This is a genomic window from Hephaestia caeni (genome assembly GCF_003550065.1).
Classification (GTDB): Bacteria; Pseudomonadota; Alphaproteobacteria; order Sphingomonadales; family Sphingomonadaceae; genus Sphingomonas; species Sphingomonas caeni_A.
In genome coordinates, this window is record NZ_QXDC01000002.1 from 798125 (window position 1) to 811018 (window position 12894).

The 12894-nt window shown below is 61.2% G+C and carries 10 protein-coding genes; all 10 read right to left on the reverse strand.

Going from position 1 to position 12894, the window contains the following annotated elements:
• Positions 1-25: 25 nt before the first annotated feature.
• The 10 genes from DFR49_RS03655 to DFR49_RS03700 all read right to left on the reverse strand — a co-directional run bounded on the left by DFR49_RS03655 (position 26) and on the right by DFR49_RS03700 (position 12691).
• Positions 26-910, reverse strand: a complete 885-nt coding sequence (locus tag DFR49_RS03655; protein ID WP_119034447.1) for a heme/hemin ABC transporter substrate-binding protein — start codon at positions 908-910, stop codon at positions 26-28.
• Positions 911-952: 42 nt separating this feature from the next.
• Positions 953-1810, reverse strand: coding sequence for an energy transducer TonB (locus DFR49_RS03660; RefSeq protein WP_245968219.1), 858 nt, complete (start codon positions 1808-1810; stop codon positions 953-955).
• A gap of 76 nt (positions 1811-1886) precedes the next feature.
• Positions 1887-2480: a biliverdin-producing heme oxygenase gene (locus tag DFR49_RS03665; protein ID WP_119034448.1), complete on the reverse strand. Its 594-nt coding sequence runs from the start codon at positions 2478-2480 to the stop codon at positions 1887-1889.
• A gap of 29 nt (positions 2481-2509) precedes the next feature.
• On the reverse strand, positions 2510-3886 hold the full coding sequence (locus DFR49_RS03670) for a TolC family outer membrane protein (RefSeq protein ID WP_170150900.1): 1377 nt from the start codon (positions 3884-3886) through the stop codon (positions 2510-2512).
• Positions 3883-5307: an HlyD family type I secretion periplasmic adaptor subunit gene (locus DFR49_RS03675; protein WP_211325795.1), complete on the reverse strand. Its 1425-nt coding sequence runs from the start codon at positions 5305-5307 to the stop codon at positions 3883-3885. Before DFR49_RS03675 ends, DFR49_RS03670 begins: the two co-directional genes overlap by 4 nt.
• Positions 5308-5309: 2 nt before the next feature.
• Complete coding sequence (locus tag DFR49_RS03680; RefSeq protein WP_119034450.1) at positions 5310-7133, reverse strand: type I secretion system permease/ATPase; 1824 nt, start codon at positions 7131-7133, stop codon at positions 5310-5312.
• Positions 7134-7208: 75 nt separating this feature from the next.
• Positions 7209-7835, reverse strand: coding sequence for a heme acquisition protein HasA (locus tag DFR49_RS03685; protein ID WP_170150901.1), 627 nt, complete (start codon positions 7833-7835; stop codon positions 7209-7211).
• A gap of 111 nt (positions 7836-7946) precedes the next feature.
• Positions 7947-10964, reverse strand: a complete 3018-nt coding sequence (locus tag DFR49_RS03690; RefSeq protein WP_147373627.1) for a TonB-dependent receptor — start codon at positions 10962-10964, stop codon at positions 7947-7949.
• 128 nt (positions 10965-11092) lie between these two features.
• Positions 11093-12049 carry a FecR family protein gene (locus DFR49_RS03695; protein ID WP_245968220.1) on the reverse strand — a complete coding sequence of 319 codons (957 nt, stop codon included), beginning with the start codon at positions 12047-12049 and terminating at the stop codon, positions 11093-11095.
• 135 nt (positions 12050-12184) lie between these two features.
• Positions 12185-12691 (reverse strand): sigma-70 family RNA polymerase sigma factor, encoded by a 507-nt coding sequence (locus DFR49_RS03700; protein ID WP_170150902.1) that lies wholly within the window; start codon positions 12689-12691, stop codon positions 12185-12187.
• Positions 12692-12894 lie beyond the last annotated feature (203 nt).

Genomic DNA, 12894 nt, shown 5'->3' on the forward strand with positions numbered 1-12894 from the left:
CGGACTATTGCGCGGCTCTGGCATGTCAGATGGCTTGCAGGCGCCGTGCCAGGTCCAGCGCAGCCGCCGGCGTACGTGGGCCTAGTCCGAGCAGATAGCTGCCGTCCATCTTGATAAGTGCCCGTCGCCGGCCTGCCGGGGTCAGGCGAAAGCCCGGTGTGTCAAGCGCGTGCACATCGATGCCGGGACCCGCATGGTCCATTGCCAGCACGGCATCAGGCGCCAGTGCCGCCAACGCCTCATCACTGACCGGCTTGTAGCCGTCAAGTGCACCCGCGGCGTTGATGCCGCCGGCGAGGCCGATGATCGCGTCCGCCTCCGTGCCCTTGCCTGCCACCATCGGCCGTCCGTTTTGGAGCGACAAAACGAACAGCACGCGCTTGCGGGCCGGGTGCGCACGCCGATAGGCCGCAAGCTCGCGAAAGCCCCCATCGATCGTCCGGTTGAGCCGTGCGCCTTGCGCATCCACCTTGAACAAGGCGGCGAGCTGGCGCACACGCGCTGTCACAGCCTCGGGCGACAAAGTGTTGTCGATGGTGACGAACCGGATACCGGAGGCACGCAACTGATCGAGCGCCTGCGGCGGCCCGGCATCGCGCATGGCGAGGATAAGGGTCGGGCGCATCGACAGCACACCCTCGGCGGACACGGCCCGCATATAGCCCACATTCCGCTTTTCCTTGAGAGCGGCGGATGGAAACTGGCTGGTCGTATCGACCGCCACGATCTGCGCCTGCTGACCGAGCGCATAGAGGATTTCCGTAATCGCCCCACCGATGCAGACGACGCGAGTCTGTGTCCCGGCCGCAGGCGCGGCGCCCGACACCCGCACAGGAGCGACAAGAAAGAAAAGAGATGCCCCCGCGAGAAACTCGCGGCGGCCACGATGCGGAACGAGGAAAGTATTCATGTGTGGCTTTCTATGGAATAGACGATTAGGAAGAGGCTCTTTTCAGCCTCTCCGATTCAGAAAAAATTCGACGGGAATTGTCAGCTCGACAGTGTCCGGCTTGTCATTTGGAATGGCGGGGAGCGGTTGCGCACGATTCAGCGTATCGAGCGCGGCCTGGTCCAGCGTGGCAAACCCCGAGCTTCGCACCACCGCTGCGGACAGAACGGCGCCACTCCGGTTCATCTGGAATCGGACATAGACAGTGCCCTGCTGGCGCGCCGCCCGCGCGCGCGCCGGAAACCGGCGATAGCGTTCCAGATGCGCGAGCAGCCGGGCTTCCCAACTTTGCTTCGCATCGCTTGAAACCCTCGCGGACGAGGGAGCCGCGATGCTCTTGGGCGCCGTCGTCTCGGGAACGGCAGGACCGGGATCGACCAGTTCCTCCACCGGCTCGCGTGCTTCGCGCGGCGCCATGGAAAGGACGGGGAGTTGCATCAGCGGTGGCGGCACGACGATGTCCGGCTTCGGTTCGGGTTTGGCCTCCTGCCGCTCAACCTGCTCAGGCCCAGGCGCCACCTCGCGGACCGGCTCCGGCGGCGCGGCGAGCGGCCGCAGCTCCACCACCAGCGGTGCCGATGACGAAACGATCATTGGCTTTACCACGCGCCAGGAGAAGAGGGCGCAGCTCAGCACTAGCGCTATCACCGCCGCCGTGCCGCCAATCCCAAAAAGGCGGGTTCGCCAGTCCATCGGCCGATCACAATAGCGGGTGTAGTTATGGGGTAAATATTCTGCGGAAGCCGGCACGTTGGTGGTCGGACTCTTGGGTAAGCGATCCCAATAGTAGGAGGTCATGACGACCATGCCCGACATCAGCTCGCCCTCGTCGTTGATGGTCCCTTGCAGGTCATGTGTCATAGGTCATCCCCGGCAACCGGGGCACCATCCGGCACAGACAGCAGCAGTGTGCCGGAATAGGGCCGCTGCCAAAGGATTAGCCAATGCGCGCATCGACCAGCGCCTGCACGCGCGCGAAGGCGGCCTGAGCCCCCTCCACCGCGCGCGCTTCTTCCTCGTTCGTCAGCACCGCGCCATCGAGCGCGGCAGTGAAGGCTCGCCAGTGCGCCGCCGGTCCCTCGGGAGCGGGTGCAAGGTGCCGCGCGCCATGCTCATCGGACAGACCGATCTTCGCCGCTTCCTTGCGGAGCAGTGCCGCGCCCATGTTCGAGCCTTCGGCAACATATAGCCAGCCAAGCGCAGCGGGGACATCCACCGCACCATCGGCCACGAACGCCAGCGGCGTGTCGTCCTCGGGGAAGGCGAGGCCGAGATCGTCGAGATCCGCAGCGATCAATGGCAGACGGCGCCTTTCGGCAAGACCAGGCAGCACCGCCTGAAGCACCGCATTGTCATAAAGCGCGTCGATATCCCGATGGAACAGCGCTTGGACAATCACGAACCGGCCATAGCCCTCGACGCTGGAGAACGACGCAGCCGACATGATCGACCTATCGAGCTGGTCATGCGTGTCATGTGTCAACGTCTTGAGACGCTTGGCACGAGAAGGTTCTAGAATGTCAGTCGTCATGCGGAATTCCTTCTGTAGTGAAAAGAGGATCAGGGCCGCGTGGCCTGAAAGCAGGTGCCAACGCGAGTGATGTCGGCATCGTCGAGCGTCCCGGCCTGCCAACGCAACGAAAGCCAGCCCAGCAGATAGTCGTAGCGCGCGCGGGCCAGATCGCGCTGCGCTTCGAGCCGCTGGCGCTCGGCATCGAGCGCGTCGAGATTGGTGCGCTCGCCCCCCACGATACTGCGCTGCGTAGCCCGCACACGCTCGGCCGACGCCGACGCGGCACGCGCGTAGGCATCGATCCGCGACGGACTCATCTCAACAAGACTATACTGCTTCTCGAGATCATCGATCAGCTCGAAGATCGCCGCGTCGAGCTTATGGCGCGCTTCTTCCAACGCATTTCGCGCCTGTGTCGTGGACGCAGACACGCCCCCGCCCGAATAAAGCGGCACACGCACTTGGATGCCGACCGTGGCCGTTCTGAAATGCTGGCCGATCACATTCTCCCCATCGGAATCCGACGTGCGATGGCGGGCAAAAGCCGCGACCGTAGGAAGGCCCCCGGCCCGCTGTTGGTCGACCTGTGCCACAGCAGCCTGAACCATGCTGCGCTGGGCAGCCAGTTCGGGATTATGTGCAAGTAGGCGCTCCCTCCACATATCCAACGGTTCGGCTGGTCCGACCAGTGGCAGACACCGCTCATTGAGCGATACCGGATCTCCCATCGGCAAGGGGCCGACGAGGATCCGCAGGCCGTTACGGGCCGCGCGCAAGCGATCCCGCGCTTCCAACACGCGCGCGGCGGCAAGGTGCTGCTGCGCCTCGACTTCCGCCCGATCCGTGCGGGTGCCTTCGCCCAACACGACAAAGCGCTCGACGCGGCGCAAATCTTCATCGAGCGCCGTAACATAGGATTCTGCCAGCTTCAGATCGTCGATGGCGAAGAGAAGGTCGCTATAAGCCTGGAGAACTCGAACAGCGAGCGCCTGGCGTGCGCGCTCTTCGGTGAACTCACCAGCTTCGGCCTGCGCGCGACCCACACGGTAGCGTGCGCCTGCCGCAGCGTTGAACAGCGGCTGCGACAGCACGAAGCTCGATGAATAGCTATTGTAGATCGTGTTGCTCGTGACATCACCGTTCGGCAGCGCCTCAGTGATGTCCGACCAGTTGCGTGCCCGGTCGTAGCTGTAGTTGAGATTGGGACGCAGGCCGGCACGCGCAATCGCCCGTGCCTGTGCGTCAGCGCGCTGGCGGGCCTGCGCGGCTAGCCATGTGGGGTCGGCTTCCAGCGCGAGTTCATAGGCGCGCAGAAAGTCGATGGAGTTGCCACCATCGCCGCCAAGGGCGGCAGTCTGCGCCAATGCGGAGCCGGATATTAGGCAGAGGGCAATGACGACGGCCGATGCGGCAATGCGCTTCACTTGTCCCCCCAAGCTGTCCGCAAACGGTCGATGAGCGGCTTGAAAAGATAGTTGAGCAGGGTGCGCTCGCCGGTTCGCACGAACACTTCGACCGGCATGCCCGCACGCAACGGCTGATCGCCCAGCCTCAGTCGGGCCAGCTCGTCGGCGCCGACTCGGATGCGAACACGATAAAAGGGTAGCCCGTCCTTCTCATCCTGGAGCCGATCGGCCGAAACTTGCTCTACTCGCCCCAAGAGTCGTGGCGTCGAGCTCCGGTCGAACGCGGTGAACAAGAGGTCGACCGGGAGCCCCCCATGCACCTTGTCGACACTCCCCACTGGCAAATGACCCTCGACGATCAGCGGCGCGGCATCAGGCACAATCTCCATGAGACGACCGCCGGGCTGGACCACTCCGCCAACAGTATGCACCGCCAATCCTACGATCCGGCCGGCAGCGGGAGCGCGGATGTCAGTATGCTGGAGATCAAAACGAGCAGTCTCCTGCCGCGCGGCCAGCGACTGCGCCTGAAGCTTCGTGTCAGCCAGTTCGCCGCGGACATCCTGCTGCCAATCCTCACGCCGCTGATAGAGGCGGGATTGAAGCTCCGCGGCTTGTCCGCGCGCTTGGCCGATTGTACCGAGATCGCGGGAAATGTCCGACTGGATCGAGGCGCGCAGCCGCTCTGTCTCTAGAAGGCGGTTGCGCGGAATATAGCCCTCGTTCGCCAACTGCCGCATATTGCCGAGCTGCTCGTTCATCGCGCCAAGCTGCTGGCGCTTGTCGCTGATGGAGGCTTCGAGTCCGGCGATCAGCGCGCGCTGACCAACTATCGATTGCGTGATCCCCGTCAGTTCCCCTTGCAACGCGGCGCGCCGACTTGTGAAATGCTGGCGCTGCAGGGCGACTGCACCGACCACATCGAGGCTTTCGCTGTGCTCCAGATCAGCAGGGAATACGGGAGATGCGAGGCCATCGCGTTCGGCCAGAAGCCGGGCCTCCTTCGCGCGCGCGGTGGCAAGCTGGATGGCGACACTTTCCGCCTCAGCACCAGCACGGGTTGGATCGAGGCGAACGAGGACCTGACCGGCCCGAACCCGGTCGCCTTCGCGGATATGCAGTGCCGAGACGATCCCGCCAGCCTGATGCTCCACGGCCTGGCGGTTGCCGGTGACGACAACAACACCAGGCATTGGCACCCCATTGTCGAGCGGGGCAAAGGCTGCCCACAGGAGAAAACCTCCGAAGCCAAGGATAAGCAGCCACCAGCCGAAGCGCGCGGGACGGAGAGACGTTCGGCTCTCCGCCGCGTCTTCGCGGTCGAGATCATCGGCCGTCAGTTCGTGATCGGTTGACTGATCCCTGCCGATGTTGCGCGGGAATTCCCGCCATTGGGTCCAGGCACGGCTTTTTGGCTCTATCTGGCCAGTGTCCATCATCGCTATACCCCCGTCTTGCCGCCAAAGCCGAAGCTCGAAATGACAGCGCCGCCCGGCCTAGCAATGCCGGCGCTGATCGTTTCCGGCATAGACGGCATCTGGCCATTGGGCTGGCCAGCCGACTTCGGCGAAGCCGCCTCGCGCATCCGTGCAATCACATCGACGGTCGGACCAAAGGCTTGCGCCTGACCACCCCTCAGCGCGAGCAGCTTCGTTGTGACTTCCAGAACCTTGGGACGGTGCGTGATGAGGACCGTCGTGACTTTCCTCTGTCGCAGGCGCCTAAGCGCTTCAACCAATGCCTCCTCGCCAGCCTCGTCCAAACTCGCATTCGGTTCGTCCAGAATGACGAGGCAGGGATTGCCGTAGAGCGCACGCGCCAGGGCGATCCGCTGCCGCTGCCCGCCTGACAGGCCCTGTCCACCAGGGCCGAGCCGTGTGTCATAGCCTTGCGGCAGGGTCAGGATCATGTCATGCGCGCCCGCCATGACGGCGGCATCCGTGACCAAAGCGGGAGCGGCATCGGCATCTGCGAAGCGCGAGATATTCTCGGCGACCGTGCCGGCGAACAGTTCCACTTCCTGCGGCAGATAGCCGATGTGCGGGCCGAGCCTTGTCCGGTCCCATTGGGTGATATCGGCACCATCAAGCCGTACTTTGCCAGCACGCGCAGCCCAGACGCCGCCGATCAGGCGACCGAGTGTCGATTTGCCCGACCCAGAGGGCCCGATGATGCCAAGCATATCGCCCGCCTCCAGCGCGAAGGTGACGCCTACCAAGGTAGGCGCTGTCGCCTTGACCCCTGGCGGCAGGGCGGACGCTCCTTCGACACGCAACACACCTTTGGGCTCAGGCAGGGGCAGGCGCTCGGGTCGTTCCGGGTAAGCAGCAAGCAATACGCTCAGACGTTCCCATGAAAGACGAGTGTTGGCCCATTGCCGCCATGCGGCAATCACCTGGTCGACAGGGGCGAGCGTTCGGCCCATCAGGATGGACCCTGCAACCATCATCCCGCCGCTCATTCGGCCGTCGATGGTTAGCCAAGCACCGAGGCCAAGCACCAACGATTGTAGTGCAAGACGGATCGTACGCGAGATCGCGCTAATGAGCGCATTGCGCTCGCTGGCTTGTGACTGGCGCCGCACATAGCCGCGATGCGGGATGCGCCAAAGGTGGAACAGGCGATCAAGCATGCCCATCGCCTCGATCGAGTCCGAATTGCGGAGTTGCATCTCGACGCTTTGCGTTGCTTGCACCGAAAGTTTGCCTGCCTGCTTCAACAAGTCGTGCGACAGACGTTCGTTTAGCCAAGCGAGAGCAGCGAGAATGACGATACCGACCAGCGCCAGCAGACCGATCCATGGGTGGAAGAGGAACAGAACGATCAGGAACAACGGCGTCCAGGGAGCATCAAAAAAGGCAAACACCGCGTTGCCGGTCAGAAACTGGCGGATACTATCGAGATCGCGCGCTGCCTGCGCAGCGTTGGCCTGTCCCCCAGCAAGACCACGCTCGAACGCAGCCTGATGGACACGGCGCGCTAGCAAATCATCGATCCGCGAGCCCGCGTGGATCACCACGCGGCTACGGACATATTCGAGAGCCCCCATGAGGCCGAGCAGTCCGACCAGTATGACGGTCAGCATGGCCAACGTGAAAACGTTGCCCGAAGCGACGGCCCGATCATAAACCTGCAGCATGTAGAGCGAAGGTGCGAGCATAAGTACGTTGGTGGCCGCGCTGAACGCAGCGATGCTGCGAATGCTGCCACGCAAGTTCAGAACAACCGCGCGGATTTCGTCCTTCGGTGTGTCTTTATGCTGCATCGGACGCTCTCGAGAAAGGCAAGGTCGGGATGGCGACCGACGCCGCCATCCCTTCCGTTCGCGCCTGTTGGGGGATCAGGCGGCGAGCAGTAGTTCGCTGTCGCATCCACAAGGGGCGCCAACGATGGTCGCAAACACATCGTCGACATCGATGTCACGATCTTCGAGCCGATCGATCAGGCCACCCGTCGAGACCGTGAGGAGACCATCGGTCGCACCCGTGACAGACCCGTTCATCAGGCCCCAAATGGCGTCGTGAACATCGTTGGTGCGCCCATCCAGCAAAGCACCGTAGATGGGGTCACAGCTGAAATCGAAGGTGATCGCCTGATCGGTCACGCCACCTGAGTCAGTGCCGGCGCCGATGGTGATCGAGTCGATCCGACCATAAAGCGTATGATCGGTGGCTCCCGGTACGGCAGGCTGGCTGACGCCCGCGAAGTAATAGTAAAGTTCGCCCGTCACATGGAAAGACGTTCCGGAGCCGCCGATCGAGTAAGTGTACTGCGTTCCGCTGAAAGTTGGATTCCCGCCAGGCACCGAACCCGAGAAGCCGCCTGTCGTGATAGGATGCGATCCGGCCAGACCGTTATCCTGCCACGCATAGAGGATTTCGCGGAGCGTATTATTCACCGTGGTTTGGACGAAAAAATCATCCAGAGGGAAATTCGCGTCGTCGTATGTGATGCAAACGGAAGACATGATACAACTCCTGCTATAATGCCGAACTAAATCAGCCGGCTGATCGGCATTGGACATACCCAATGCACATGCGAGATATTCGCATGTTCTTGGTGATGGCCATCGTCGCCATCAAAACTTTACCTGAAGGCCGCCAGTAACGGTGTGGCCAGGTGCCCAAGTCTGCGAGAATATATCGCCTCGCGCATCGATGTATCGGCGATCGGTCAGGTTCTCGATCGAGGCGAAGAAACGGAAACGGTCGTTCAGCGTGAAACTGCCGTACCAATCGAAGGTCGTATAACTTTCCCAGGCATTCCCTGTCTCGTCATCACTCCAGGTGAGCAGTCCGCCACTTCCGCTGTGGATCAACCGAATCCCGGTATCGAGCCTGCGGTCGAACAAGCGCACGCCAATATTTGCCGATACCTTGTCGAGCATCGCACCTGATACACTGTTGAACACCGCTGCCTGATCGAACACCTGTGCTTCCGCCCAGGCCTGCCAAGACGGAAACCCCGCATCGAGCGCCATCTGGCGCTCTGGCGTGATCGACCCATCCTCATTTGGTTGGTCAAAGCGGCTCGTGCCTGAGCCCGCCGGATAGAGATCCTGCGAGAAGCGGTTCCTCTTGCCGGTGTAGAGTGTCGCCGCCACCCCCCCATAAAGGAAGCCGACGTCATAGCGCGCCTCGATCTCGAAACCCTGGAAGCGCATCGGCGTGCGATTGTTGACGAACATCACGTTGCCCAGGCCGAGCGGGATGTTCATGCCGTGTCCCGGCAGATTATTGTTCATCGACGTGAACAGGTAATCCCGGGCCCGAGTGTTGAAGTAACCGACCTTAGCGAAAAAGACGTCGTCGGATTTGAACAGGTTATTGAAACTGAGGTTGGCGCCTAGCTCCCAAGTGGTTGTCTTCTCGGGGTCCGCAAACGGATTTGGGAACATATTGGCGAGGGGATCACCCGGATGACCTCCGACCATCAGGCTCTCATTTATAGCGGGTGGACGCCAGGACTTCGCCCAGCTTCCATAGAATTCCAGCCATGATGTTGGTCGGATGGCCGCCTCGATCGACGGCAGAAACCGGCCTTCGGAGCGATCTACATCGTAGTCGTAGAAGTCGCGACGATCGACCCATCCTGGCCGCTGCACAGGGGCATTGCCGGTGAACCAGGAGGGAAGGGCCGCACGTGCCCATGCCTCTCCCCCAGCCCTTGCTCCCTGACAATTGGCGATGGCCGCCGCCGTGTTGAGCGAGCACATGTAAGATAGGAAGCGCGCAAAGCGGTCCTGATACTCGGTGACAACGCCCAGCACTTGGGTTTCACCCTTCAGCCACCAATGATCGTAACGCAGGCCAGCCGAAAGCGTATAGAGCGGGCTTTCCAACGTGGCCTTCGCGAACAATCCCCCCATGGATCGACGACCACGTGGATTGAGCGGATCGCCCTGACCATATTGATTGTAGAGCACCTCCCGGCCGTCGCGCGCCGCTACGACATCGGAATTGGAGCGATCCTGGAAGTACTCTCCGCCATAATTGACATTTAGCTTCAGATCCTGACCGATATCGAACGAGGACGTGTTGTCGATCTGGACTCCATATGTCTTCGTTCGGATCGTATGATCAGTGCTGTAGCCATACTGGCAAGCGGTCTGCCAACTCGCCGGAATCGGTGTCTGCTCACAATAGCCGAGCCGCCAAGCGGTATCCGTTAATGCCGGGGTGGTCGGATGCTCGCGTGGCTCCGTAAAGTTCCGGTTGCGGGTGTTGACGTGATAGAGCTTGAGCCTCAGATCGATCCAGTTACTGTCCGGCTTCCAACTATAGTCGAAGGCGAAATTCTCCGAGGAAATGTTGGATTCGCCCAATCGCCTCCAAGGCGATTCATTCTCATCAAGAGCATGGCTACGGCTATCCGAAACATTGTCGTAGTCGATCCAGGTTCCGATGTAGCTGAGCTGGAAGACATGGTCTTCCGCTAACGTCAGCCGCGCCTTGGCTAGCGCGGAATTCTGTAGCTGGCTGGCGTAACGAATGCGGCCGATAGACTGAAGACCGTTCGCGCCAAGAAATTCAAAGGCCGAATTGCCGACACCGCCTTTGGTCCCGATGTCATAATCACCGATGTCACGGCGTGAATACGCCGCGAGGACTTCCAGATTGTCCGTCAATCTACCGGCAATCGCAGCACTGCCGAGGAAGTTCACCCCGTTTCCCTCGCCGCCAAGGCCGGTGTTGCCCCGCAGTCGCACTCCAATACGGTCGGCCTCACCGTCCAGAAGATCCTCGAAGCCAAGCGTGGTAAAATTCACGCTGCCTGCGATCGCGCTCATGCCATGCACGCTCGTGCGCGGACCGCGCTCGATAGTGACGCCCGATATCAGCTCGGGATCGACGTACATTTGCCCGTTGCGCTGCTGGTGACCGTTCTGGACGAAGTTCTGGCGCATGCCGTCGATCATCATGTTGACGCGGCCAAAATCCTGCATCCCGCGGATATTGACCGAGAGGCCGGGATTGAGCCGGTTGACAGCGCTGGTAACGCCGGGAACCTCGGTGATGAGGTCAGCCGCATGCCGTGCAGGCGTACGATCCAATTCCTCGCGAGTTACGATGCTGACCGCACGCGGCGCTGCGAAGATCTCATCGGCTCCACCGGCCACACCACCCGCGCCGACACGGCCATTGCGGCCTATTCCCCCACTTCCGCCGGCCTGTTCACCCTCGACCCGCAACGGCCCCAGCTCGACCGTGCCCGATCGCCTCTGCTCCGCAGCCGTAATCGAGACCCGCTGGAGGGAGACGATCCTGCCCTCGATGCGTCCCGCAAAGCCGGTGGAAGCGAGCAGCCGATCGAGCGCCTGCGCCGGTGTCATTGTGCCCTTGACGCCCTGTGTCGAAAGCCCGCGCACCTGATCGGCATCCAGGCTGACCTGAAGCCCCGACTGACGGCCGAAATCAGCTAGCGCATCCACCACTAATTGCGGCGCGATGTCGAAAGACCGTGTTGCTTCCGTAGCAACCTCTTGCGCCCGAGCGGTCATCGGCAAACTCAGCCCGCCGACCGACACCGAGGCGAGCAATGCACCTGCCCAAAGCCTACGATTTCCAATCTTTTTGAAAATGCCCCCCGAAATCACCTAGCGTGTTCCTCTCGTCGAAGTTCAATGCTCAGGCTGAATCGCTATTGCGAGTCAGTTGCATAACCTCAACGTGTGGGCGCAGACGAATTCCGGAAAAAAATGCAATGAGTGGAAAAATCTTGTGCTCAGCGGATCGTCACGATCCGTAACCAAGGTGAGACTTGGGACACCGATACCCTATGCACGCGTGTCAGTGCCTCAAGCGCCTGATCGGGATCGCGAAGATTGTATATCCCACTGACCCGGCGGTCTTTCAGCCCTGGCCCCCTAGCGATGATATATCCACCATACCAAGGGCGGATGCGATCGATCACTGCACCAATCGGCTGATCGTTGATAATCGCGACGCCTTCGCGCCAACTTGCCACCCGATCGGGACGTATCTCCCTCTGCAGAGCCGCAGCACCTTCGCTCACCGAAAGCGATTGACCTGCAATCAATTCGATCCGCTCGGATTGCGCGCCGGCCGGCGTCTTCACCGCGACCCGGCCGCGCTCGACAGCAACGTCGGTCCCTGTATCGGTCATCCGCACCGAAAAGGCGGTGCCGAGCACGGTTACAGTGCTGTCACCCACTATGACCTTGAATGGCCGTGTCTCATCACGTGCGACATCGAACCAGGCTTCTCCCTGGAACAGGTTTAGGGTCCGACCCTTTGCTCCATTCGCGAAGGCGATAGCCGTAGTCGGCGCAAGGTGAACGGTGCTACCATCCTCGAGCTTGACGATACGAAGCTCGCCAGTCCCAGTGATGACGTCCGATCGAAACTGGAGCGCGAGATACGGCACGGCGACCCATGCCAGACAGGCGATCATCGCAAAGGAAGCAACCGCCTTGAAGGACGGAACTTTTCGCAGCCAAGCTGACAATACCGGCCTAGCCGATATGTCCGGACCAATCCGCGGTAAAGGACCAGCTACCGTCATCAGATGGGAAACACGCGACGTTTCCTCCCACGCCGCGAAGTGAGCAGAACTGGTGGCAAGCCAGTCCATGAATTCCACACGCAGATTCTCATTGTCCGGCTCGTCATCAAGCCGCACCAACCACGCAGTAGCCTGGCGACTGAGATCGCCCTGCATCCAGTCCACCTCCGTTCCCCCGCTCATCCCTGTTTCCACATTTTGCTGCGCGCCGGCGATCGGCGAGCATCTTCTCTGGCTTCATGCATTCAACGAACGGGACCCCCACAATTCCGGAATTTTCTGCGAAATCGTTCAATGACGGCGACGTAGAGCCTTCTTGCAGAACTCAACGGCTTCGATCACCAGCTCGGAGGCAACACTCTTCGATATGCCGAGTTCGGCAGCGATCTCAGTGAGCTTCATGTCCTCGAAGCGGTGCATTTCAAATGCGCGACGGGTCCGCGCGGGCAGTTGCGCTATCGCCTTGCGGAGCATCACCAGTTCTTCCTTCGCCTCCGCGCCAGCCTGTTGTGATGGCTGGTCGCTCGGCACGAACTCCACGGCCGACGCCATAGCAGCTCCCGCCGCGAAAATTTGGCTCTCCCGCCCTAGGCGTCGTTGCCGATCTAAAGCGAGATTGTGGACGATCCGAAACAGATAGCCATTGGGTTCCTCAAGTACGCGCTCGTTAGCGACTGCCCGGAAGCGCAGCCAAGCCTCCTGCATTACATCTTCCGCCTCGATCGAATCCCCCGTAATCCTTGTTGCGTAGCGGAGTAATTCCGCCTGGGCCGCAAGGAAGACATGAAGGGTATCCATCTTAGACACCCGCAGCCGCTCCCCAAATTCCGATGATGATCACATCCCCACAAGGTAACACCTACCTTATTGCGAACCAATATCAAATAAGCCCCTTGGCGGTGGAAGCTGGTCCTGCGCACCACGGACGACGCTTGCGTCGCCCAAAAAATCACGACGGCCTAAAGGCCGGCGGACAGTGCAGGGGGATGAAGGAGGCGATG